Origin of the sequence: Streptomyces sp. NPDC007025 (genome assembly GCF_042869455.1) — a bacterium.
Classification (GTDB): Bacteria; Actinomycetota; Actinomycetes; order Streptomycetales; family Streptomycetaceae; genus Streptomyces.
In genome coordinates, this window is the sequence record NZ_JBIAFT010000018.1 from 43,017 (window position 1) to 65,762 (window position 22,746).

21 protein-coding genes and 3 pseudogenes are annotated in these 22,746 nt (G+C 73.5%); 13 read left to right on the forward strand and 11 right to left on the reverse strand.

What is annotated here, in order from left to right:
- Positions 1-3 precede the first annotated feature (3 nt).
- The 4 genes from ACFYMO_RS28845 to ACFYMO_RS28860 all read left to right on the forward strand — a co-directional run bounded on the left by ACFYMO_RS28845 (position 4) and on the right by ACFYMO_RS28860 (position 4,437).
- Positions 4-1,086, forward strand: a complete 1,083-nt coding sequence (locus ACFYMO_RS28845) for a sugar ABC transporter permease (RefSeq protein WP_366771331.1) — start codon at positions 4-6, stop codon at positions 1,084-1,086.
- On the forward strand, positions 1,079-1,978 hold the full coding sequence (locus ACFYMO_RS28850) for a carbohydrate ABC transporter permease (protein WP_366771330.1): 900 nt from the start codon (positions 1,079-1,081) through the stop codon (positions 1,976-1,978). Before ACFYMO_RS28845 ends, ACFYMO_RS28850 begins: the two co-directional genes overlap by 8 nt.
- A 57-nt stretch (positions 1,979-2,035) precedes the next feature.
- Positions 2,036-3,412, forward strand: a complete 1,377-nt coding sequence (locus tag ACFYMO_RS28855) for a GH1 family beta-glucosidase (protein WP_388550067.1) — start codon at positions 2,036-2,038, stop codon at positions 3,410-3,412.
- 113 nt (positions 3,413-3,525) lie between these two features.
- Positions 3,526-4,437, forward strand: a complete 912-nt coding sequence (locus tag ACFYMO_RS28860; RefSeq protein ID WP_388550070.1) for a hypothetical protein — start codon at positions 3,526-3,528, stop codon at positions 4,435-4,437.
- A gap of 64 nt (positions 4,438-4,501) precedes the next feature.
- Here ACFYMO_RS28860 and ACFYMO_RS28865 read toward each other — a convergent pair whose 3' ends face one another.
- Both ACFYMO_RS28865 and ACFYMO_RS28870 read right to left on the reverse strand, forming a co-directional pair.
- Complete coding sequence (locus ACFYMO_RS28865) at positions 4,502-6,319, reverse strand: hypothetical protein (RefSeq protein ID WP_388550073.1); 1,818 nt, start codon at positions 6,317-6,319, stop codon at positions 4,502-4,504.
- Positions 6,320-6,492: 173 nt separating this feature from the next.
- The gene (locus ACFYMO_RS28870; protein WP_366771326.1) at positions 6,493-7,356 is read right to left on the reverse strand and encodes a LysR family transcriptional regulator; all 864 of its coding nucleotides are present in this window, start codon (positions 7,354-7,356) and stop codon (positions 6,493-6,495) included.
- Between the two features lie 69 nt (positions 7,357-7,425).
- Here ACFYMO_RS28870 and ACFYMO_RS28875 point away from each other — a divergent pair, with 69 nt between their 5' ends.
- Positions 7,426-8,373: an EamA family transporter gene (locus tag ACFYMO_RS28875; RefSeq protein ID WP_366771325.1), complete on the forward strand. Its 948-nt coding sequence runs from the start codon at positions 7,426-7,428 to the stop codon at positions 8,371-8,373.
- Between the two features lie 103 nt (positions 8,374-8,476).
- Here the strand turns inward: ACFYMO_RS28875 and ACFYMO_RS28880 are convergent.
- Both ACFYMO_RS28880 and ACFYMO_RS28885 read right to left on the reverse strand, forming a co-directional pair.
- A pseudogene (locus tag ACFYMO_RS28880) lies at positions 8,477-9,476 on the reverse strand (collagenase); the annotation flags it as partial.
- Between the two features lie 115 nt (positions 9,477-9,591).
- Positions 9,592-9,807, reverse strand: coding sequence for a hypothetical protein (locus ACFYMO_RS28885; protein ID WP_388550077.1), 216 nt, complete (start codon positions 9,805-9,807; stop codon positions 9,592-9,594).
- Here ACFYMO_RS28885 and ACFYMO_RS28890 point away from each other — a divergent pair.
- Positions 9,806-10,309 (forward strand): GntR family transcriptional regulator, encoded by a 504-nt coding sequence (locus tag ACFYMO_RS28890; RefSeq protein ID WP_388550080.1) that lies wholly within the window; start codon positions 9,806-9,808, stop codon positions 10,307-10,309. The two genes, ACFYMO_RS28885 and ACFYMO_RS28890, sit on opposite strands and share 2 nt — an antisense overlap.
- Before the next feature lie 310 nt (positions 10,310-10,619).
- Positions 10,620-11,465 carry a chitosanase gene (locus ACFYMO_RS28895; RefSeq protein WP_388550083.1) on the forward strand — a complete coding sequence of 282 codons (846 nt, stop codon included), beginning with the start codon at positions 10,620-10,622 and terminating at the stop codon, positions 11,463-11,465.
- A gap of 67 nt (positions 11,466-11,532) precedes the next feature.
- Here the strand turns inward: ACFYMO_RS28895 and ACFYMO_RS28900 are convergent, their stop codons facing one another.
- Positions 11,533-12,729 carry a cytochrome P450 gene (locus tag ACFYMO_RS28900; protein ID WP_366771324.1) on the reverse strand — a complete coding sequence of 399 codons (1,197 nt, stop codon included), beginning with the start codon at positions 12,727-12,729 and terminating at the stop codon, positions 11,533-11,535.
- A gap of 139 nt (positions 12,730-12,868) precedes the next feature.
- Positions 12,869-13,312, reverse strand: a complete 444-nt coding sequence (locus ACFYMO_RS28905; RefSeq protein WP_388550087.1) for an Lrp/AsnC family transcriptional regulator — start codon at positions 13,310-13,312, stop codon at positions 12,869-12,871.
- Positions 13,313-13,407: 95 nt separating this feature from the next.
- On the opposite strand from ACFYMO_RS28905, the gene ACFYMO_RS28910 reads away from it, so the two are divergent.
- Positions 13,408-14,373 (forward strand): SMP-30/gluconolactonase/LRE family protein, encoded by a 966-nt coding sequence (locus ACFYMO_RS28910; protein WP_388550089.1) that lies wholly within the window; start codon positions 13,408-13,410, stop codon positions 14,371-14,373.
- 346 nt (positions 14,374-14,719) lie between these two features.
- Here the strand turns inward: ACFYMO_RS28910 and ACFYMO_RS28915 are convergent.
- Positions 14,720-14,989 (reverse strand): annotated as a pseudogene (locus ACFYMO_RS28915) (VOC family protein); the annotation flags it as partial.
- Between the two features lie 182 nt (positions 14,990-15,171).
- Here ACFYMO_RS28915 and ACFYMO_RS28920 point away from each other — a divergent pair.
- Together ACFYMO_RS28920 and ACFYMO_RS28925 are read left to right on the forward strand one after the other, a co-directional pair.
- On the forward strand, positions 15,172-15,828 hold the full coding sequence (locus ACFYMO_RS28920) for an alpha/beta hydrolase (protein WP_388550092.1): 657 nt from the start codon (positions 15,172-15,174) through the stop codon (positions 15,826-15,828).
- Positions 15,829-16,112: 284 nt separating this feature from the next.
- Positions 16,113-17,063, forward strand: coding sequence for an aldo/keto reductase (locus tag ACFYMO_RS28925; RefSeq protein WP_366771320.1), 951 nt, complete (start codon positions 16,113-16,115; stop codon positions 17,061-17,063).
- A 154-nt stretch (positions 17,064-17,217) separates the two neighbouring features.
- On the opposite strand, the gene ACFYMO_RS28930 is transcribed toward ACFYMO_RS28925, so the two are convergent.
- Positions 17,218-17,883, reverse strand: a complete 666-nt coding sequence (locus ACFYMO_RS28930; protein WP_388550216.1) for a chitinase — start codon at positions 17,881-17,883, stop codon at positions 17,218-17,220.
- Positions 17,884-18,746: 863 nt separating this feature from the next.
- Between ACFYMO_RS28930 and ACFYMO_RS28935 the strand changes: the two genes are divergently transcribed.
- Positions 18,747-18,938, forward strand: a complete 192-nt coding sequence (locus tag ACFYMO_RS28935) for a hypothetical protein (RefSeq protein WP_366771377.1) — start codon at positions 18,747-18,749, stop codon at positions 18,936-18,938.
- A 191-nt stretch (positions 18,939-19,129) separates the two neighbouring features.
- Here ACFYMO_RS28935 and ACFYMO_RS28940 read toward each other — a convergent pair.
- Positions 19,130-19,504: pseudogene (locus tag ACFYMO_RS28940) on the reverse strand (TOPRIM nucleotidyl transferase/hydrolase domain-containing protein); the annotation flags it as partial.
- A 237-nt stretch (positions 19,505-19,741) separates the two neighbouring features.
- A complete protein-coding gene (locus ACFYMO_RS28945; RefSeq protein ID WP_366771318.1) occupies positions 19,742-20,356 on the reverse strand; it encodes a helix-turn-helix domain-containing protein in 615 nt (204 codons plus the stop codon).
- Positions 20,357-20,435: 79 nt separating this feature from the next.
- On the opposite strand from ACFYMO_RS28945, the gene ACFYMO_RS28950 reads away from it, so the two are divergent.
- Both ACFYMO_RS28950 and ACFYMO_RS28955 read left to right on the forward strand, forming a co-directional pair.
- Positions 20,436-21,059: a class I SAM-dependent methyltransferase gene (locus ACFYMO_RS28950; RefSeq protein ID WP_388550095.1), complete on the forward strand. Its 624-nt coding sequence runs from the start codon at positions 20,436-20,438 to the stop codon at positions 21,057-21,059.
- Positions 21,060-21,096: 37 nt separating this feature from the next.
- A complete protein-coding gene (locus ACFYMO_RS28955) occupies positions 21,097-21,588 on the forward strand; it encodes a DinB family protein (protein ID WP_366771316.1) in 492 nt (163 codons plus the stop codon).
- 57 nt (positions 21,589-21,645) lie between these two features.
- Here ACFYMO_RS28955 and ACFYMO_RS28960 read toward each other — a convergent pair whose 3' ends face one another.
- The gene (locus tag ACFYMO_RS28960; RefSeq protein ID WP_388550099.1) at positions 21,646-22,746 is read right to left on the reverse strand and encodes a winged helix DNA-binding domain-containing protein; all 1,101 of its coding nucleotides are present in this window, start codon (positions 22,744-22,746) and stop codon (positions 21,646-21,648) included.

A 22,746-nucleotide genomic window follows, 5' to 3' on the forward strand; every position in this document is an offset into this window, starting at 1 on the left:
GCCGTGACTGCGGACCCCGCCCCCCGCACCCCGGCGCCGCCCGCGGGCGACACCGCCCGGGGCCTCACCCGGGCGACCGCGGACCGGGCCCCGGCACGAGCTCCCGGGCACCCGCCGGCCGAGCCCGGACACCCGGCCCCGGCACCGCGTCCGGCGGCCGGCTCCCCGCTGCGCGACCGGGTCCGCAGCGCGGGACTGCCCTATCTGCTGCTGCTCCCGGCGCTGGCGCTCGAACTGCTCATCCACCTGGTGCCGATGGCCACCGGCATCGTGATGGCCTTCAAGGACCTGACCCAGGAGTACATCAGCGACTGGAGCGCCGCGCCCTGGGCCGGGCTGGACAACTTCCGGGTCGCCATGGACTTCGACGCGCCGGTCGGCGAGGCGCTGCTGCGCTCGTTCGCCGTCACGTGCGGCTTCACCGTCCTGGCCGTCGGCCTCTCCTGGCTGCTGGGCGTCACCGCCGCCATCCTGATGCAGGACACCTTCCGGGGCCGGGGCCTGCTGCGCGCACTCTTCCTCACCCCGTACGCGCTCCCCGTGTACGCGGCCGTCATCACCTGGTCCTTCCTGCTCCAGCACGACAACGGACTGCTCAACCACGTCCTGCACGACCAGCTCGGACTCACCGACGGCAAGCCGTTCTGGCTGGTCGGCGACAACAGCTTCGTCGCGCTGCTGCTCGTGGCGGTCTGGCGCACCTGGCCGTTCGCCTTCCTGCTGCTCACGGCGGCGCTGCAGAACGTCTCCGCCGACCTGTACGAGGCCTCCGCCCTCGACGGCGCAGGGATGTGGCGGCAGATCCGGCACATCACCCTGCCCGCGCTGCGGCCCGTCAACCAGGTGCTGGTGCTGGTGCTGTTCCTGTGGACGTTCAACGACTTCAACGTGCCGTTCGTGCTGTTCGGCAAGTCCGCTCCGCAGTCCGCCGACCTGGTCTCGCTGCACATCTACCAGTCGTCCTTCGTCACCTGGGACTTCGGTGCCGGCTCGGCGATGTCCGTGCTGCTCCTGCTGTTCCTGCTGCTGGTGACGGCCGGCTACCTGCTGCTGACCAACCGGGGGAGGGGATCCGCCGATGTCTGACACGGCCACCACGCACCGGGCGCCCGGCGCCGCTGCCCGGCGCCGCAGCCCGACGGCCCTGCCGAGGTCCTTCGTGTGGACCCGCCGCATCGTGCTGACCCTGCTGGCGGTCTTCACCGCGACCCCGCTGTACGTCATGGTCAGCAGCTCGCTCAAGCCCCTCGAAGAGGTCTCCGGCGCCTTCCGCTGGATTCCGTCCGAGCTGACGCTGGAACCGTACCGGGACATCTGGGGCACCGTGCCGCTGGCCCGCTACTTCCTCAACTCGCTGATCGTCTCCGCCGCCGCGACGGCCTGTTCCGTGGTGGTCGCGGTCTTCGCCGCCTACGCCGTCAGCCGCTACCGGTTCCGCGGCCGGCAGGTCTTCACCGTCACGGTGCTCTCCACCCAGATGTTCCCCGGCATCCTGTTCCTGCTCCCGCTCTTCCTGCTGTTCGTGAACGTCGGCAACGCCACCGGGCTGGCCCTGTACGGCTCCCGGGGCGCGCTGATCCTCACCTACATGACCTTCACACTGCCGCTGTCCATCTGGATGCTGGCCGGCTACTTCGCCTCCATCCCCCGGGACCTGGACGAGGCCGCCCTGGTGGACGGCTGCGGGCCGCTGGGAGCGCTCTTCCGCGTCCTCATCCCAGCTGCCGTGCCCGGCATCATCGCCGTCACCGTCTACTCGTTCATGACCGCCTGGGGAGAGGTGCTGTTCGCCTCCGTGATGACCAACGACGCGACCCGCACCCTCTCCATCGGACTGCAGGGATACGCCACCCAGACCGAGGTCTACTGGAACCAGGTCATGGCCGCCTCGCTGGTCGTCAGCGTGCCCGTCGTCGCCGGATTCCTCCTCCTGCAGCGCTACCTCGTCGCCGGACTGACCGCCGGCGCCGTCAAGTGACCGACCACACCGCCCGGCCCCGGCACCCCGGCCCGGCGCACCCCTGAAAGGACCTCCGTGCCCGAGACGCATCCCGCAGCGCACCTCGACGCCCTCCCCGACGACTTCCTGTGGGGCGCCGCCACCGCCGCCTATCAGGTGGAGGGCGCCGTCGACGAGGACGGCCGCAAACCCTCCATCTGGGACACCTTCAGCCACACCCCGGGCAGGGTCGACGGCGGCGACACCGGGGACGTGGCCTGCGACCACTACCACCGCTGGCGCGAGGACCTCGGCCTGCTGGGCGAACTGGGCCTGGACGCCTACCGGTTCTCCATCGCCTGGCCCCGCGTCCTGCCGGACGGCGGCGGCACCCTCAACGAGCCGGGCCTGGCCTTCTACGACCGGCTCACCGACGCCCTGCTGGAGGCGGGCATCACGCCCTTCCCCACGCTCTACCACTGGGATCTGCCCCAGGCGCTCCAGGACCGGGGCGGCTGGCCGGTCCGGGAGACCGCCGAACGGTTCGCCGAGTACACGGCCGTCGTCGCCGACCGGCTCGGAGACCGCATCCAGCACTGGTGCACCCTCAACGAGCCACTGTGCTCGGCCTGGATCGGCCACTACGAAGGCCGGATGGCGCCCGGCCGCACCGACATCGCCGACGCCGTGCGGGCCTCCTTCCACCTCCACCTCGGACACGGACTCGCCGTCCAGGCGCTGCGCGCGGCGGTCCCCGGCGCGCGAGTGGGCATCGTCAACAACCTCACCCACTGCGAACCCGCCTCCGGCAGCGCGGCGGACGCCGAGGCCGCACGGCGCGCCGACGGGCACGTCAACCGCTGGTGGATGGACCCGCTGCACGGCCGCGGCTACCCGCAGGACATGGTCGAGCTGTACGGGACCGAGCCGCCGCAGCGCCCCGGCGACGCGGAGACCGTCGCCGAGCCGCTGGACTGGCTCGGACTCAACTACTACTTCCGCAACGTGCTCCGCGACGACCCCACCGGTCCCTTCCCCCGGGCCCGGTCCGCCGAACTGCCCGCCGGGGCCCGGGTGACCGGCATGGGCTGGGAGGTGCACGCCGAGGGACTGACGAACACCCTGCGCCGGATGACCGACGACTACGGGGCACGCTGCCTCTACGTCACCGAGAACGGCGCCGCCTATCCGGACACCGTCGGCCCCGACGGACAGGTCCACGACCCCGAGCGCGCCCGCTACCTGGAAGAGCACTTGGCCGCGTGCGCCCGCGCCGTACGCCAAGGGGTGCCGCTGCGGGGGTACTTCGCCTGGTCGCTGCTGGACAACTTCGAATGGGCCTACGGGTACGCGCAGCGCTTCGGCCTCGTCCACGTCGACTACGCCACCCAGCGGCGGACCGTCAAGACCAGCGGCCGCCGCTACGCCGACCTCGTCCGCAGCCACCGCGCCCGCCGGAACCGCGCCGCATAGCCCGCTCCCCGGCGGCCGCCGGAACCGCCGGAGGGCGGCTGCCGTCACAGCGGTGCCGGGAACCCGCCGCCGCCATGGGGCGGTCCGACCCATCGGCATCTGCGGGAGGTCATATGCGGGTCCGCTCGCCGCGCTCTGCCGGTCTGCTCGCCGCGATGCTGCTGAGCACCGCCGCGCTGGGCGCGGGCGCCGGCTGCGGCCGGCAACAGGCCGGGGACGGCCCCGGCGACGGCGGCAGCCGGGCGCGCGCCGAGCGCGCCCGGCAGGTCGCCGCGGCCTGGGACGGCTCCCGCGCCGCCGCCGCGTGGCGCGCCGGGTACCACCCGATGGGCGAGGTGGTCCGCACGCCGCGCGGCGGCCTGCACGCCAGCGCCGACGAAGAGGCGTACCGCGGCGGCAGCTTCGTCCTCCGGGGAGAACTGCCGGAGGCCGAGCGGACGAAGGGCCGGGTGGTGCGGGACGGCGGCCGGTCGCTCACCCGGCCGCTGATCTCCGCGCACCAGGCGTTCGAGGCGCTGAAGCGCAGCAGCACCGAGCCGCATCTGACGGTGACCGGGGCGAAGCGGGGAGAGCTGAGCGTGGCCACCGTCCGGGGCCGGGCGACCGTCCCCGCCTGGCTGTTCACCCTGAAGGGGTACGACGCTCCGTTGGTGCGGGCCGCCGCCGTTCCCTCGGCGCTGCCGCGCTCGCCGGTCGCGCACACCTCCGGCTCCCGCGGCTCCCTCGAGTATCTGGTGCGGATCTCCCCCGACGGGCGGTCGGTCACCGTGGCCGCCCTGCACGGCGTCTGCGACGACGGTGCGCGAGTGGAGGTGCGCGAGTCGTCCGGCAGCGTGGTGCTGACCGCCTCCGTCAAGGAGCGCGAGGACCGGGATCCGGGTGCCCTGTGCACCAAGCAGGCCGTCCGCCAGCAGGTGAAGGTGACCCTGCGGCGGCGCCTGGGCGACCGCATCCTGCTCGACGCGGACTCCGGCCGGCCGGTTCCCTTCCGCTCGCGGCTCGGGCCGACGCCGAGCTGGAGCTGACCCCGGGCACGCTGTCGCGGACCGGCCCCGCGGCCGCGGTCGGCCCAGACGGGTCCGGCGGGCGTCAGCCGGCCGGTGGCTGACCGCCCGTCACCCGACGCCAGGCGAGGGCGAAGAGGTCCGGCAGCGTGCGCTCGGGCAGCGGAACGTCCTGCACCGTATCGCCGTCGGCGGACAGGCGCGCTCCCAGCAGCGGCGCCTTCCACCGCTCCATCGGGGGCAGCGGAGCCGCCGCGCGCGCCCAGGGGCCGGGCAGGAACACCGTCCGGCCCGCGCGGGGCCGCTTGTCCTCGACGAGCAGGCCGCGTTCGACCAGCACCGCGCCCGCGGCGCGCAGTTCCTGCCGGCTCCAGCCCATCCAGCGGCACACCCGGCGGTCGGTGGGGGCATCCAGTGCCAGCACCTGGAGGTAGTAGGCGGCCGGTGCCTCCTGTACGCCGAGGTGCCGCGCCACCCGCCCGACCAGGTCGGGGACGCATGCGCGCGGGTCGGATTCATACCTTCCCTCCGCAAGCGCCTCGTCGGCGATCCGTTCCATGACACGCGCGCAGCCGCCGCCGCGCAGCCACTCCGCCTGGTGCGCGGAGAGGCCGTGCCGCCACAGGACATCCGCCGGTATCCGCCCGGACGCGTCCCGCAGCGGCTCCAGGATCCCGCGCAGCAGCCGCCCGGCCTCCGGAGCTCCGGCCCGGACCGGGTCGCCTGCCGGCAGGTCGGCGTAGGCCCAGGGCAGGGCCTGGACGAGGGCGCGCCACGCTCCCCGGCCGGTGTGGTTCTCTCCGCGCACGGCGTCCTCGTACGCCGAGCGGAGCGGCAGCGGAACGCTGCGATGGGAAGCGGCGCGCTCATCGGCCCGGACCGGGAAGACCCGGGCGTCCGGTTCGAGGAAGAGCCCGCACAGCCGGGTCGCCGAGAGCCCCGTCCGCAGCCCCAGCGCGGCCTCCCAGGTGGCGCGCGGAGCGGACGCACCGGCCGGCCGGTGGGCCGTCCACTCCCGCGCGATCCGGTCCGCCACCCCGCGCAGCCCGCCCGGCTCCCACAGCTCGGACACCTCCTCGGGCGGCGCGGCGGACAGCAGTTGGAGCCGGTCCAGGGCGTCCAGCGAGTCCAGTTCCCGCCGCGCGTCCTCGGCCTCGGCCGAGGTGAGTCCCAGCACCCGGCGTTCTTGGGCGTCGAGGAACGGCACGGAGTGGCTGCCCGCGCCGGGGTTGCCCGCCAGCGCCAGGGCGGCCGCACCCGTGCTCATGCCGGTGGCCTGGGCGAGCTGCTCCACCGCGCCCCGGTCCCACGGCACGGGTCCGCGCTGCCGGACGAGTTCGATCAGACGGTACAGCTGTGCGCGGGTCCCCCAGCCCTGCGGCACGTCCAGCGGTGCACCGATCGTGCCCGCCACGGGTGGCTCGGCACCCTCGCGGCGTGCTTCGAGGAAGGGGCCGGTGCCGTGCTGCGGCCAGTAGGTCGCCAGCACGGCACCGCCCGCTCCGCGGACGCCCCATCCCGCGGCGCCGGTGACCTGGCCGGTACGGAAGCGGTACGCCGGATCCGGGAACGGGCTCCGCGCCCAGACCTCCAGCAGGTTCAGCAGTACATCGCGCCGCTCGGGACGGGTCGAGGGGGCCGCGGCCCGCAGCGCGACCGCGGCGATCCGCCCGATGAACCGCGTCCAGGAACCGTCCCCCGCGGGCGGCGGCGCTTCCACGTCGTCCGTGTCGCTGCCGCCGGCGAGGTACCGCCCGGCCCGCTCGATGCCGACCAGCGCGTCGCTCCGCCACATCCCGGTGCCGCTGATCAGGCCTTGGAGTGCCTGGGTGATCTCGTGCCCGGGCCGGCGCGCCGCTGTCGGCACAACCTCGCCGTCGGAAGTCTCGAAGGGATCCGTCATGAAGTGATCATCACATCGGCTCCGGCGGTGTCCGCAGGGGCCGGTCTCCGCTCGCCCCGGCGGCCGCCCTTCCGCCTGGCACCGCAGTGCTGCGTCGTCCTCGGGTCCGCGCCTCTGGTACCGGCCGGGGATTCACGGTCCGCGGAACGCCGCGGTGTCCGGAGCCGCACGGGTCAGTGTCCCGCCACCACGTCGCGGACGAGGCCGACCAGCGCGGGGATCGCCGGGTGGGCCGGTACGTCGCGGTGCCAGGCCAGCACCAGCGGGACCGGCGGCGCGTCGGTCAGCGGGCGGTAGGCGAGCGCCGGCTGGGAGTGCAGTCCGGGGGTCGCCGAGGTCGTGATGCCCACGGCCCGGCCCGCGGCGATCACGGTCAGCCACTCGTCCGTGTTGGCCACCTCCAGCGTCCGCGCGGGCCGGGCGCCTGCGGGCCACAGATCCAGGGTGGTGGTACCCGCGACGGTGTTCAGCGCGACCGGCCAGGCCGTGAGGTCCGCCAGGGTCAGCGTGTCGCGCTCCGCGAGGCCGCTGCCCTCGGGGACCACCGCCACGCGCTCCTCCTCCAGCAGGAGCTCCGTGACCATGCCGGGCAGCGGGACTTGGCCCCGCAGCAGTGCGGCATCGACCCTGCCCCGGGTGAGTCCCGCGGTGCGGTCGTCGATCCGGCGCAGCTCCAGCGGCACCTCGGGGTGCTCCTGGTCCCAGCGGCGCAGCAGCGGGACGGTCCAGCTGCCGAGCGCGGCCCACGGATGTCCGAGGCGCAGCGGCCGGGCCGCGGACAGCGAACGGGGGTCGAAGGCCGCGTCTGCGGCGGCCAGCGCGGTGGCGGCGCGGTCGCGGAAGGTGCGGCCCGCCGTGGTGAGGTCGAGGTGGTGGGTCGAGCGGTCGACCAGGCGTACGCCGAGATGGTCCTCCAGCCGGCGCAGCGTCCGGGAGAGCGCGGGCTGGCCGGTGTGCAGCCTGGCGGCGGCACGCGTGATGCTGCCTTCCTCGGCGATGGCGAGGAAGACCCGCAGATGGCGCAGCTCCATAGTCATGCCTGTGAAGCATAACCGCAGAGCATTCTGCATTTCACGGCGTCGGGGTCGGCGCGTAGCGTGAGCCGCATGACACATACGGGTTCCGGGGTGGAGACCGCGGGCGACGGATCCGCGACAGCGCCCGGCACGGCTGCGGCGGGCGGGGCGGGATCCGTCCGCGTGCCTGCACGAGTCGGCAGCCTCGGCGGCATCGGGCTGGTGCTGGCCGGTGCGTTCTCGGTGCAGTTCGGTTCGGCCGTCGCCGCCCTGCTCTTCCCGCGTGCCGGTGCCCTGGGGGTGGTGGCACTGCGGGTGACGCTCGCGGCCGTACTGCTGCTGGTGGTCTGCCGCCCCCGGCTGCGCGGGCACAGCCGCGCCGACTGGGCCGTGGTGGTCGCCTTCGGGCTGGCGCTCGCCGGTATGAACACCCTGTTCTACCAGGCGGTCGACCGGATTCCGCTGGGTCCGGCGGTGACCTTGGAGGTACTCGGCCCGCTCGCGCTGTCCGTGGTCACCGCGCGCAGGGCGGTGAGCCTGGTGTGGGCGGGGCTGGCACTCGTGGGCGTCATCCTGCTCGGCCGGAGCGGTTTCGATGCGCTGAACCCGGCCGGCATCGCTTTCGCGCTGGGTGCCGGTGCCATGTGGGCGGCCTACATCGTCTTCAACTCCCGGACCGGGGCCCGCTTCCCGCGGCTGGACGGACTGGCGGTGGCGATGGCGGTGGCCGCGCTCGTCAGCCTGCCGCTGGGGATCGGGTCGGCGGGCGGGGTGCTGCTGGAGCCGGAGGTGCTGGGGCTCGGGCTGGCGGTGGCGCTGCTGTCCTCGGGAGTGCCCTACACCCTGGAGTTGCTGGCGCTGCGTCGGCTGCCTGCGGCGACCTTCGCGGTGCTGATGAGCCTGGCTCCCGGGATCGCGGCACTGGCGGGATTCCTGGTGCTGGGCCAGGAACTCACGGCCGTGCAGTGTCTGGCCGTCGCGCTGGTGATCGGCGCCAGCGCGGGCGCGGTGCGCACCGGGAGAGCGGACCGGAAGTGATGCGGGGCCGCTACGGCGTCCGCGGCGGGCCGCCCGTGCGGCCCCACCGGCGGTGCCGGGGCCCGGCGCAGTGTGCCGGCCCCCGGCGGCGGTTCGGCTACCCGGCCGCGAAGTCGCCGTACATGTCGAAGCGGCCGTCGAGATAGTGCGTGTACTCGTGGTTGAGGTTCCAGATCCGGAAGTCCGGCCGCAGCCACTCGGCCTCGTAGGCGATGAAGCGGGGCAGGTTGCCGGCCGCCGACGGGTCGCCCTCCAGGTACATGCCACCGTTGTCGGTGTCGATGCCGTAGAGGGCGCCCGCGTAGATCCGGTAGTCGCGGCTGGAGTCGAAGACGACGACCTCGATGCTGCTGTTCCGGTCGTCCGCGACCGGCCCGCTGTCCCGGGCGACCCGGTGGAAGTACGCGTCCTGCCCGGTGAGGCTGTCGCAGGCGGCTGCGAAGTCCTCGGCGCTCATGTCCTGGGCGACCATCGCGATGCTGCCGCTGCAGGACTTCCTGTCCTTGAGCACGGCCTCCGTCAGCTTGTCCTTGAGTTCGCAGACGCCGTAGCACGCGCACCTGTCCTTGGTCGTACGCGTCGGCCGTCTCCGCGACACCCACCCACAGTGCGGCGGTCTCGCCGGTGATGTCACCGGCCTCCAGCACGTCCTTCGCCAGCGGGCGGACCGTGCCGCGCAGCGACGCGTGCTGGAGGAACCGCCCCAATTCGCGTCCCGCGTTGTAGGTGAGGAAGTAGCGTTCCCCGCCCAGCAGGCCGAGGTGGTCGCGGGCGAAGGCGTGCAGGGTCCACAGGATGCTCGGATCCCGCTGAACGGCCCGGACGAAGTCGGGCTGCCGATGGCCCCGCCACAGCACCCCGTAGGCGTTGTTGACCGCGTTGACCATCCAGTACTTGTCGTTGTAGGAGCTGTCGTAGCCGGTCAGCATCCGCTTGACGATGTCGAGGTAGTGCGCGTTCTCCTCCGCGCTGTCGATGAGGGTGACCGCCTCGGACAGGGTCTCGCCGTTGGCGTCCGTGACGTCGTGGGAGTGCGCCGAGCCGAAGAAGGCGTCCAGTCCGCCCCGTAGCGCCGATCTCAGCTCCGGTCCGTACGTGCCGACGTCCGCTCAGTACAATCACACATCACATGTCATGGAGGAAGGACCGTGCGGCGACCGGATTCCCGGAGCCGGACCGGCGGCGCTCGCCCTACACTCGGCACGATCACCGGCGCGATCACGCTCGTCCCCGCACGCCGAGGAGCAGCGCACCCATGACCGCAGACCGCCCGCTGAAGCTGCCCACCGTGCCGGACGGCTCAGCATCCGCGACCACGTCGCGCAGGCCCTGCGTGCCGCGCTGATCGCCGGCCGGCTGCGCCCCGGCACGGTGTACTCCGCACCCCAGCTCGCCGCGCAGTTCGGCGTCTCGGCCACCCGTGCGCGAGGCCATGCTCGACCTCACGCGGGAGGGCATGGTGGAGCCCGTGCGCAACAAGGGCTTCCGGGTGACCGAGCTGTCGCGCCGCGATCTGGCCGAGTACGTCGGGATCCGCGAGCTGATCGAGGCGTCCACCGTCGGAGAGGTGGCGCGCGCAGCCGACTCCGCCCGGCTGGAGGAGCTGCGCCCTGTCGCGCAGGAGATAGTGGCGGCGGCCCGGGCCGGCGACCTCGTCGGCTTCCTGGAGGCCGACCGCAGGTTCCACCTGGCCCTGCTCGAACTCGCCGGGAACCGGCGCCTGGTGGAGACCGTGGCCCCACTGCGCAGCCACTCACGCCTCTACGGCCTCGCCGGGCTCGCCGAGAGCGGCCAGCTCATCGAATCCGCCGAGGAGCACGAGGTGCTGCTCGACCTGGTACTGGCCCGCGACGCGACGGGTGCGCAGGCGTGCATGCGTGCCCATCTGGGCCGGCTGCGCACCCAGTGGGAGCGCGGCGGCCCGTCGGCGGAATAGCCGACCGTCCGCCCGCGGTTCGCCGTTTCCCCGCTCGCGGCTCTCGCCGGTCCCGGTCGCCCCGCACCGGCGGTGACGCGTTCCACCAGGGCCGGCGCCACGGCGCGTTCCGGGGCGGGTCCCGGTGTCTGAGAATTACGTTCCGGCGGAGCGCGGGCTCCGTCCGGCTGCGGGCGCGAGGACGGGCGCCAAGGATCGGCAAGGTGCCGGATACGGGCACGCTGTGGTAGTGAGTGATCGGTCAGCTCTCCCTGCGGCCCGCACCGGTGACCTCCCGGGCGGCCGCCCCCGCATCGGCTGGAGCCCGCAGATGTCACCGTCCGGTGGTACACCGCGTCGGAGGAACCCCGCACGCCGTACGGTGCTCGCACTCGCGGGCGCGTCCCTGGCGTCGGTCCCCCTGGCGGGCGCCCGCTCCCTCCCGGCCGCCTCGGCCGGTGTGCCGCAGACGGGACTCGACGACCCCGCCAGGAAGGAGATCGCCATGCAACTGGTCTCGAGCGCGGAGAACTCCTCGCTCGACTGGCAGGCCCAGTACGGGTACATCGAGGACATCGGCGACGGCCGGGGATACACGGCCGGGATCATCGGGTTCTGCTCCGGCACGGGGGACCTGCTCGGCCTCGTCGAGCGGTACACGGACGGCGCGCCGGGCAACCTTCTGGCCCGCTACCTGCCCGCGCTGCGAGCGGTGGACGGCTCCGACTCGCACGACGGGCTCGACCCGCGCTTTCCCGGCGACTGGCGCACCGCCGCCCGCGACCACCTGTTCCGGCAGGCCCAGAACGACGAACGCGACCGCGGCTACTTCGATCCGGCGGTCGCCCAGGGCAGGGATGACGGGCTGCGGGCACTGGGGCAGTTCGCCTACTACGACGCCTTCGTCATGCACGGCGGCGGGAGTGGCGCCACCGGCTTCGGCAGCATCCGCGAGCGCGCCCTGGGCCGGGCGCGGCCCCCGGCCGCGGGCGGCGACGAGACCGCGTACCTCCACGCCTTCCTCGACGCGCGGGTCAGGGCGATGAAGCAGGAGGAAGCACACCGCGACACCAGCCGGATCGAGACCGCGCAGCGCGTCTTCCTGCGCGAGGGCAACCTCGACCTCGAGCCGCCACTGGAGTGGATGGTCTACGGGGACGGCTACCGCATCGGCTGAGCCCCCGCCTCCGGTACTGTGCCAGCCCCGGGCCCACGAAACCCGGGGCTGCCCGGTGAGCCCGCCGTCACACCAGGACAGGCAGTGCGGACAGGCCGCGGACCAGCCGGGTCGGGCGCCACTCCAGCTCCGCCGGGTCCACGGCCGGCCGGATGTCCGGGAACCGGGTCAGCACCATCCGCAGCGCGATCTCCCCCTCCAGCCGGGCGAGCGGCGCTCCCAGGCATCGGTGGATGCCGTGACCGAAGGCGAGATGCCCGGAGGCGTCCCGGGCGAGGTCCAGCCGGTCGGGCGAGGGGTAGCGGCCGGGGTCCCGGTTGGCGGATCCGATCGCCACCTGCACCGGGCATCCCGGCGGCAGGTCGGTGCCGCCGAGTGTGCTGGGCCGCGTCGTGAACCGGAAGGTGGCCGTGCTCACGGGGGAGCTGTGCCGCAGCAGTTCGTCGAGCACGTCACGTACCCGGTGGGGGGCACGGCGCAGCAGTTCGAGTTCGGCGGGGTGCTGCAGCAGGGCGAGGAGCGAACTGCCGATGAAGTGGGTGGTCGTCTCGTGCCCGGCGACGAGCAGCAGCACGCCGAGGGACACCAGCTCCTCCTCGCTCAGCCGGTCCGCGCCGTCCCGGACCGCGATCAGCTGGTCCAGTAGTCCGTCCCCGCCCCGGATCCGCTTCTCGGCGACGAGCCCGGCCATGTAGTCGGCCAGCGCGTGCGAGGCCGCGTCGATCACCTCGGGCCGGCCCGCCGCGAACAGATCGGCGGACCAGCGCCGCACGTCCGCCCGGTCGCTCGCGGGCACCCCCAGCAGCTCGCAGATGACCGCGACGGGCAGCGGCATGGCCAGCTCCTCCACCGCGTCGACCAGCCCGGGGGAGTGCCATCGCATCAGCAGCGCCGTGGTGACCTGTTCGACGAACGGGCGCAGCGCGGCGACGGCGCCGGTGGTGAAGGCTCTGGTGACCAGCTTCCGCAGCCGGCTGTGCCGCGGGGGATCGCTGGCCAGCATGCTCCGGGCCACTGCGGGGTGCAGGCGGCGCCGCGAGGGCGCGTTCGAGAAGAAGGCGGCGGTGTCCTTCGACAGCCGCGGGTCGCCGAGCGCCTGCCGGGCCTCGGCGTACCCGGTGACGAGACAGGAGGTGCGCCCCGTCGGACCGCTTCGCACCGCGCGCACCGGCTCGTCATGCGGCGGCGAACCGCCCTGCCCGTGCGGCTCCTGGCGGCTGGATGCGGACTCCTGCACGGTGCCGAACTCCCGACTCCTGGTCATGCCGCCGCTGTCGCGGCGCTTGAGGCGCGCCGCGCGGACCGCGAACGCCCCGACAGACTACGGGCCCCCGCCGCCCCGCCCGTCGGCCGCGGCCCCCGGCACGTCGGCACGCGGGGGCCGGATGCGCCGCGTGCAGGGCTCACGCGTCCTTCACCGGCACCGGCCGTTCGAAGAACGTCTCCAGGACGACGGTGGCCTGGGTCCCGCTGACGCCCTCGATCGCGTACAGCCGCCGCAGTACGTCCTGCAGTTGCCCGGTGGTCGAGGCGCGCACCTTCACCAGCACCGAGGCGCTGCCGGCGGTGACGTGGGCCTCCTGGACCTCGGGCAGCGCCGCGAGGGCGGGTGCGGAGTCGCCCATCCAGGCCGTGGAGTCGAGCATGACGTAGGCCAGTACGTCCCCACCCACCGCGGCCGGATCCACCTCGACGGTGGTCCGTCGGATCACGCCCCGTTCGCGCAGCTTCCGCACCCGTTCGTGGGTGGCGCCGGGGGACAGGCCGACCGCCTCGCCGAGGGCGGCGTAGGACTCCGTGGCGTCCTGCTGGAGCCGGGTCAGCAGGGCGCGGTCGATATGATCCACAACTCTCCCATTCGACAGAAGCTTGTGCTAGCAATACATCATACTGCTGATGCGAGTGAGCATCGAATGAGATTCAGCTGCGAGAGGGTGTTCCTATGACTGCCGAACGACGGCCCCAGCTGTACGAGTGCTTCGACGACCGCTTCCGCTCCGGGCGCTGCATGGTCGGCGACGAGCGGCTGGAGGTGCTGCACACCGGGTGCCGGTGGGCCGAAGGGCCGGTGTACCTGCCCGCCTGGCGGCAACTGGTCTGGAGTGACATCCCGAACGACCGGATGCTCCGCTGGGACGAGGAGACCGGCGCCGTCAGCGTCTTCCGCCGCGAGGCCGGCCATACCAACGGCAACACCCTCGACCGGCAGGGCCGCCTGATCACCTGCGAGCAGGGGAACCGCCGGGTGACCCGGACCGAGCACGACGGCACCCGCACGGTGCTGGCCGACCGCTGGCAGGGCAAGCGGCTCAACAGCCCCAACGACGCAGCGGTGACCTCGGACGGTGCGATCTGGTTCTCCGACCCGGACTTCGGCATCACCAGCGACTACGAGGGGCACCGGGCGGAGAGCGAGATCGGCGCGAACAACGTCTACCGGATCGATCCCGCGACCGGGCGGGTGGAGGTGGCGGCGGACGGATTCGGAGCCCCCAACGGACTCGTGTTCTCGGCCGACGAGCGGCAGTTGTTCGTCTCCGACACCCGCGCCGGATGCATCCGGGTCTTCCCGGTGCGCGAGGACGGATCGCTCGGCGAGGGTGTGGTGTTCGCGGATGCCGTGGAGCGGCCCGAAGCCCGTTTCGACAACCTCCGCTTCGACGCCGACGGCCGGCTGTGGGCGGCGGCGATGAACGACGGTGTGCACTGCTACGACCCGGACGGCACCCTGATCGGCCGGCTCGACGTACCGGAGCCGGTCGCCAACATCGCCTGGGGTGGCGCCAAGCGCAACCGCCTCTTCATCACTGCCACGACCTCGCTGTACTCGCTGGTGAGCGGAGTGACGGGAACACACCCGACCGGCCCCGGCCGGCGTCCGGCAGCCGTCGCCCTGCCGCGGCCCTGAGGCCTGCCCCGAGACCGGCGGCGGGAGACGCGCCGTCCGGCCGGCCGCGGAGACCCCGACCCGCGGCGGGACCCGGGCGTTGCCCGGTCGCGGGGCGAGCGGACCGCCGGCTGGGCACGGCCCGCTGTTCCGTGCGCGCTCACGCGGTGGAGCGTGCACCTGCCACCGGTGAGGGCGAGGGCGAGGCGGCTCGGCTCCGTCCACGTCCCCGACGGCGGTGCGGTCGGCGCGGCGGGGCCGCCGACCGGCATAGCACGCCGTCGGTGCGGGCCGGGCTCGCCCGGGTCGGTGCGGGCAGATCCGTACATGACCTCGTCGCGGGGCGGCGCGGCGGCTCGGCTTCGGCCTACGCCGCGCAGAACTCGTTGCCTTCGGGGTCCTGGAGGACCCACCAGTGGCCGGCGGGCCCCTGGTCGACCTCGCGGAGGCGGGTCGCGCCCAGTCCCTCCAGCCGCGCCACCAGTGCCTCGCGGCCGTCCGGCCCGCTGTGCACGTCGATGTGCAGGCGGTTCTTGCCGGACTTGGCCTCGGGCACGTCCTGGAAGAGCAGCCGCCGGCCGCGTCCGACGCCGCTCCGCCTGTCGAACGGGTCCTCGGGGTGGCGGACCGCCGCGAAGCGGGCCGGGAATCGCGCAGGCCCACCCATCCGCGAGCACTCCGGCTCCGAAGTGGAGGATGGGCCCGCGGACGGGCGAACCGCGTCGGCGGGCACCCGGGACCGTCGTCGGACCGGGTGCCGGTGGCCCGGATCGGCCCGTCCTGCGACCCTGTCCGTCCGCCCAGTTCGAGGAGTGTCCGGTGGAAGACCCCGCTTCCGCAGTGTCGCTGGCCATGCCGGCTGCCGTACCGCAGGCCGCGGTCCTGGTCCTGCACGGTGGCCGTGCCGACGGGTTGGAAGCCCCGCCGCCGTGGAACCTGCCCGGCGCCCGGATGCGGCCCTTCGTGCGGATGATCGGGCGGGCGACCGCTGGGCAGGGTGTGGTGCTCGGCACGGTCCGCTATCGCCACCGGGGCTGGAACGGCGACCGCCAGGACCCGGCGCGGGACGCCCGGCAGGCCCTCACGGAGCTGGCGGACCGGGTGGGCGAGGTTCCGGTCGTGCTGCTCGGGCACTCGATGGGCGGCCGGGCCGCGCTGCGGGTGGCAGGACATCCGAGTGTGCGGGGCGTCGTCGGCCTCGCGCCGTGGTGCCCCCCGGGGGAGCCGGTGGCACACCTCGCCGGCTCGCGCCTCGCCCTCGTGCACGGTGACCGCGACCGGACGACGGATCCTCGCGCTTCGGAGGAGTTCGTACGCCGGGCCCGGGCCGGGGGAGCGGAGGCCCGCATGATTCCGGTGCCCGGTGGGGACCACGCGATGCTCCGCCGACCGGGCTTCTGGCACCGTCTCACCACTCGCCTGGTCACCGGGCTGCTGGACCCCACGGCACGGCCGCCGCGCGCCGCCGCTCGGTAGACCGCGGTTGCCGCAGGTGGTGGAAGGGCGCGGCAGGGCCTCCTCGGACCGCCTCGCGCGCGCACGGGGGAGTCGCAGCGAGGGCCGGTGTGCCCATGGTCCCGACGCCGCGCACCCGCCTCGGCGCGTCCGACTGAGCGAGACCGCTCCCACCCGGCGTGCGCCGTGTGCCGGCTGCGGTCGTGTCCGTGGGTGCCGGAATCCGGAGAGCGGCTGCTGCTCGGTGCGCTCCCGCACGGACACGGGCCCGGTTCGGCCGGGAGTTCGGCTGGTACGTTGCGTGGGTGACGCCAGCTGAAGACGACTACGCCCTGCTGTACGGCTGCATGGGCCTCGGCGGCACCGGGGAGGCGGAGGCCGGCGGCGCGGCGGAGATCGGCGCCGCGGAAGCCGCTGTCGAGGCTGCTCTCGACGCCGGGATCACCGTTTTCGACCATGCCGACATCTACCGCGGCGGCAGGGCCGAGGCCGTCTTCGGCGAAGTCCTCGGCCGTGCGGCGGGGTTGCGCGAGCGCATCGTGCTGCAGACGAAGTGCGGCATACGGCTGCCCGACGGCGACCGCCCCGGCCACTACGACCTGCGCGGTGCACGTATCCGCCGCCGGGTCGAGGAGAGCCTCACCCGGCTCGGTACCGATGTCCTCGACGTCCTCCTGCTGCACCGCCCCGATCCCCTCGCGGACCCGGCCGACGTGGCCGAGGCGTTGACGTCGCTGCACCGCGAGGGACTGGTGCGCCGCTTCGGTGTGTCCAACATGAGCGCCGGCCAGATCGCCGAGCTGCAGGCGCACCTGGAGCTGCCGCTGGCGGTCGACCAGTTGGAGATGAGTCTGGAGCGGCGGGACTGGCTCGAGGCGGGCGTCCTCGTCAACACCACGGCGGCCGCGGGCAATGGATTTCCGCTGGGGACCATGGAGTACTGCCGCAGCAACGGCATACGCCTCCAGGCGTGGGGTGCCCTCGCCCAGGGCCGTTACACAGGGCGGCAGGAGACACCGGAGCAGCACCGCACCGCCGCGCTGCTGAAGGACCTGGCGGCAGCCAAGGGCACGACCCCCGAGACCGTTCTGCTGTGGTGGCTGCAGCGCCACCCGGCCCGGATAGCCCCCGTCGTGGGAACCACCAGTCCCGAACGCATCCGTGCGTGCAAGGACGCGGCGGGGCGGGCTTCGCGCCTCACACACGAGGAGTGGTACGCGCTGTGGATCAGCGCGCGCGGACGTCCGCTGCCCTGAGATCGTCCGGAGACCGGGGGCGGGTGGCGTGTCCGAGTCGTGCCCGGAGCAGAGCCGGTGCAGCCCGGGCCGACTGTGGCCGACCCGGGCTCCGTCCGTGCCTTCCGCGCTGTTGTCTGACGTCCTTCGCCCGAGACGGCGGAGCACGCGGGAGTCAGCAGCTCAGATTGTCACCCGCGGGAACTCCCAGGACCGCGGCGAACTGCTGGTACTTGTCGATCCGGCTCTGGACCTGGCCGGGATTCCCGCCGTCGCACTCCAGGCTCCCGTTGATCGCCCGGATCGTCTCGCCGAAGCCCGCGCCGTCGACCATGGCGCGGTGCGGTGTCATGTTCCCGGGACCGGACTGGGTGTTCCAGTACCACAGAGCGGTCTTCCAGGAGACCGCCGCGTTCCGTTCCACCTGGTACGGGTCGTTGAGCAGGTCGATCCCCAAGGCGTCGCCCGCGGCCTTGTAGTTGAAGTTCCAGCTGAGCTGGATGGGGCCCCGACCGTAGTAGGCGGCCTGCCCGGCGGGGCAACCGTACGGTTGGCCGGCGTCGCAGTAGTGGGGGTAGTTGCTCTCGTTCTGCTCGACGATGTGGACGAGGCCGCCGGTCTCGTGGCTGACGTTGGCCAGGAACGCCGCGGCCTCCTGCCGCTTGACCGTGTCGCTGCCGGTGTTGGCGAATCCCGGGTAGGCGTCCAGTGCGGCGGTGAGACCGCTGTAGGTGTAGAAGGAGTTCCGGTTCGGGAACATCTGATTGAACTGCGCTTCGCTGACGACGAACTCCGCTGCCGCACTCTTGCGGGCCGGGGCGGCCTGAGAAGTCGTGGGCATGACAAACCACAAGGCGCATCCGACCGTCAGCGCGGTCAGCAGTGCCATGACGCGTCGCTTCGACACTGGTGCTCTCCTCGCATGTAGGGGGTGAGGAAAACTCAACTGCATTGGTCTGTACCAAGTCAAGATGCGGGATCGAGTGCGTCAAGGCGGTCGCCGGTACGGCGCGGCGACGGTCGCGCCAGGAGGCGCGCTCCGGCCGCACGCGGAGGCCGGCGCGACGCACTGCCGTTCGGCCCGCGGGCGGCACGGCCGGCCGGTGAGCCGCCGGCCGGCCTCAGCTGCGGGCGGCTCGGGCGGGGCGGGCGCAGCGCACCTGTCCGGACACCAGGGCCTCCCGGGGGAGGGAGAGGCCGAAGGCCCGCTCCAGCCCGGCGAAGAAGAGGGATATGCCGTCCGTGTGGTCGGTCTGCTCCTCGGCTCGTCGGATGTGCGGGTTGAGGAAGCCCAGCGGTGCGTCGGGTGCGAAGGGCGTCCTGCCCGGCGTGTACCAGATGAGCTCGTACATGTCGTGCCGCCCGTCCTCGGTGTGCTCCAGCGGGAACGGATTCTGGTACACCCCGTCCCTGGCGTAGCCGAACTGGTAGAGGCCCTTCGCCATGGTCGCGGTCAGCGTGATCCGCTGCGCCGGCGGCGGGTCGAGAGCGGGGGAGAGGGCGCCGTCGAAGTCGTGGTGGCCCAGCCATGTCCACCCGTCCGCCTCGCCGAAGGCCAGGGCGTCGAGGAAGTCGTTGCCGCCTTCGCGGTCGTTCCGCTCCCGCACCTGGTGCAGCAGCACTCCGTCGGCGACATCCTGGGCGTCGGCCCCGTAGCCGAGCGCGACCGCCTCGGGCGTCGGGCCCTTGACGAACTCCAGCACGGTGAAGGGCTCCTGCTCCCGCCATGAGCCGGCGATCCATGCGATGCCGTCCCCAGCCGGGCGCCGACGGGCGAGGAACTCCTCGAAAGCCGCGGCCTGCTTCGAGTCCATGGAGCCCTGGCGGCCGGCGCGTGCCCTCTCCTCCAGCCACGCGAACTCCGCCACGGAACGCAGCTCGGCCACCACCAGGTGATCCTGTGCGAACGTCATCCTGACCGCGTCGCTGTGCGCGTACCGCACGTACAGCCCCTGCCGCTGCGGACCGGCGCAACTCGGGCGGATCGTGCCGGACCACGGTCGCGGGCTCCCGCGGACCCGCTGCGCGAAGTGCTCCAGTTCCGCCAGCTCGGCCGACGGGAGCAGCACGCCCGCCGGCACACCGGCGTCGGTGACCTTCACACGCTCGCCGCTCTCCTCGACACGCCTGATCAGGTGGGCGAAATCGGCCGTGAGGTCGCCCAGTTCAACGCTGTCCATGCACAGCCCGGTCAGCCGCAGACCCAGGCCGGGCGGCCCGAGAGCGGAGGTGAAGCGCCCCACACTCATCGCACCACCCATCGGCAGGACGCAGACACCCTCGGCGGCCAGATCCCGGCCGCGCCCCGCGGCCAGCGCGTCGACCGCCGCCAGGTCGCTGGCTCCTTCGAGGAGGACCGCGGTCCGCACCGACAGCCGCGCGGCCGGCTCGCGCGCGGTGTCACCGGCGCCACCGGCCGCCCAGGCGGTCACCGCATCCCGGAACGCCCCGACGTCAGTCATACGGTGAGTCTCCGCTTCCTGCCGCCACCGCGGTAGGGAGTTTCCGCTCGCACCCGTCCGGAGCCGCCAGGGCGTCCGGGCACCCCGGGCACACGCCGGCCGGCCGGACTCCGGCCTCGGCCACCCGCCGGTTCGGGCGGCAGGCCGCGTCGACACCGTCGCACGCGCCACCCGGCGCCGCCCGGCGAGCGGCGGCACAGCCGACGCACCACCGCCGTCACGGCCGCTCCGCCCGGCTCACCGCTCGCGCTCGGTCCAGGCGGACCGCCGGGCGTCCGCCCGTGTATGGGCACGCAGCCCCTGCAGGTCGAACAGAATGAGCAGTTCGACCGTGCCGCCGTCGGCGCTGCCCAGCCAATGGGGCCGGGACGTGTCGAACTCCGCCGCCTCGCCCGGCGCCAGCTTCAGGTCGCGTTCGCCCAGCAGCAGCCGGAGCCGGCCGTCGAGCACATACAGCCACTCGAAACCCTCGTGTGTCTGCGGAGTCGGCTCGAGGGGCTCAGCCCGGGCGGGAATGATCATCTTGAACGCGTGCGTGCCGCCCGGCCGCCTGGACAGCGGAACGAGGACCATCCCGAACCGGTGGACCGGCTTCAGATGGATGCGGGGGTCGCCCGTGCGCGGCGCACCGACCAGATCGTCCAGCGGTACGTCGTAGGCGCGGGTCAGCGGAAGCAGCAGTTCCAGGGTCGCCCGGCGCCGTCCGCTCTCCAGCCGCGACAACGTGCTCTCCGACACCCCGGTCGCCGCCGCGAGCTCGGCGAGGGTCAGGCCGCGCCGGCGGCGCAGCGCGCGCAGCCGCGGTCCCACGGCGCCGAGCACGTCCTCCTGTGCGGGATCCACGGAGGCCATCTTGCCAGACCGGCAAGTTTCCGTGCCGATAGCGCTGAGCGGCGCGAACCTTGCCTGCGTACCGACAGAAGGAGGCTCGATGAACACCCAAGCGGTCGAGTTCTGGGACGGCGTCTACGAGGCCCGTGCCGCCCCCACCGACCCCCGCCCGAACGTACGTCTCACCGAGACGGTCACCGGCCTGGCGCCCGGCGACGTGCTGGACCTCGGCTGCGGGGACGGCGGTGACGCGCTGTGGCTCGCCCGCCAGGGCTGGCGGGTGACCGCGCTCGACATCTCGGCTGTGGCCGTCCGCCGGCTCGCCGGTCTCGCCCGCGCGCACGGTCTCGCCGACCGGGTCACCGCCGAGCGGCACGACCTGGGCGACCCCTTCCCGCCCGGCCGGTTCGACCTGATCTGCGCCCACTACCTGCACACCCCTCTCGGCCTGGACCGGGACGCCGTCCTGCGCGCGGCAGCGCACGCACTGCGCCCCGGTGGACAGCTGCTGATCGTCGACCACGGCTCCACCGCTCCGTGGTCGTGGAACCAGGACCCCGGCGTCCACTACCCGGCCCCGCACGAGGTCGCCGCCGGTATCGGCCTGGACCCGGCGCTCTGGCCGCTGGAGCGGGCCGAAGTGCTGCACCGGACGGCCACCGGCCCCGGTGGGCAGACCGCCGAAGTCACCGACCACCTCCTGCTCATCCGCCGCACCGCCTGAACCTGCGCCGCCGAGGCACCGCACGAAGGAGATCACCATGCCCACCGGCTCCCGCCGCCGCGACACCCCACCGCCCCGCACCGGACCCGCCGAGGCCGAGGTGCTGCGCGGATTCCTCGACCACCTCCGCGACGCGGTCGCCGCGAAGGTCGAGGACGCGCCCGAACCGCAGGTCCGGACAGCGCAGGTACCCTCCGGGACGAATCTGCTCGGCCTGCTCAACCACCTCGTCCTCGTCGAGAGCGCGACGTTCCTCGGCGACCGGGTGGCCGACTGGCAGGCGACCTTCCGCGCTTCGCCGCAGGACAGCGTGGCCGAGGTGGTCGCCCGCTACCGGGCCGTGACGGTACGGGCGAACGCCGTCCTCGACGAGTGCGCCGACCTGAGCGCTCCGGTTCCCCGGCCCCGGCCGAACATCCCGGCACCCAGCTTGCGCTGGGCCCTCACCCATCTGATCGAGGAGACCGGCCGCCACGCCGGCCACGCGGACATCCTCCGCGAACTGATCGACGGCACGACCGGACGCTGACCCGGGACACGACCGGTCGCCGTCCGGAACGCATGGGCTGCGGCCGGTCGTTCCTCGTCACCCCGGCCGATCCAGCCGGATCCGGGCGCTGCCGTCCCAGGAGAGGAGCCGGGCCAGTCGCTCCGCCTCCTCGGCCACGGCGGTGCGCTCGGCCGCGGACAGGCCGCGCAGCGGGGAGACGGACACGGTGTCCGCGGAGCCGGTGTGCCAGGTCGCGGACACGCGGCCGTCGACCAGTACGACGCGTTCGCCCGCGACGGAGAGGCCGCGATGGACGTCGTCGATGATCCGGCTGCGGTCGTGGTAGCCGAGGACCGCGTTGTCGAACGCGGGCAGGAACCGCACCGGCGCGGGCGTACCGGGATCCGGGCGTGGCGCGTCCGGAAGGTCCAGCAGCTCTCGGCCGCGTTCGTCGCGGAAGGAGACCAGTTCCTCCCGCAGCGCCGACACCGCGGCCGGGAGTCCGGACAGGCCGCACCAGGCACGCAGGTCCGCCGAGGCCGCCGGCCCGTGCGCGGCCAGGTACCGCCGGACCAGGGCCCGGCCGACCGGATCGGAGCCGTCCGGTGCGGGCGGGGCGGCCTCCCGGCCGAGCCAGGAGGAGAGCAGGACGTTGCGTACCCCGGCCCGGGTACGCCACAGCCCGCGCGGGGGAACCTGCACGACAGGGACGAGGGCGGCGACGAGGATTTCGCCCAGCGCCCGCTTGTCCCGGCCCGGCCGGCGGTCGGCGAGCGCCTCGACGAGTCCGGCCATGGTGCGGGGCTCCCCGTCGGCCAGCACCGCCCGGCCCGCCGCGGCGAGTTCGTCGAGGTCCACCCCCTCGAGCACGCTGCGGTGCACACCGAGTGTTCGTTGGTGCAGCATCCCGTCGAAGCGGGTCCGCCAGGCGAGGGCGTCCTCGGCGGACACCAGGTGCACGGTGCGGCGCATGAGGTGCATGCGCACGGCCCGTCGCTCGGTGAGCAGGTCCGAGAGGGCCGTCGGGTCGAACGCGCGCAGCCGTGACCACAACCCGACGAACGGCTCCTGCGGAGCCTGCGCCTGCAGTCCGCCCAGGTGTGCGATCGTGTCGAGGACCGGCATGTCGGACGGTTCGAGGAGAAGTTGCCGGGCGAGCGTCGCGCGGTTGAGTGTCCGGTTGTCCAGCACGGTCAT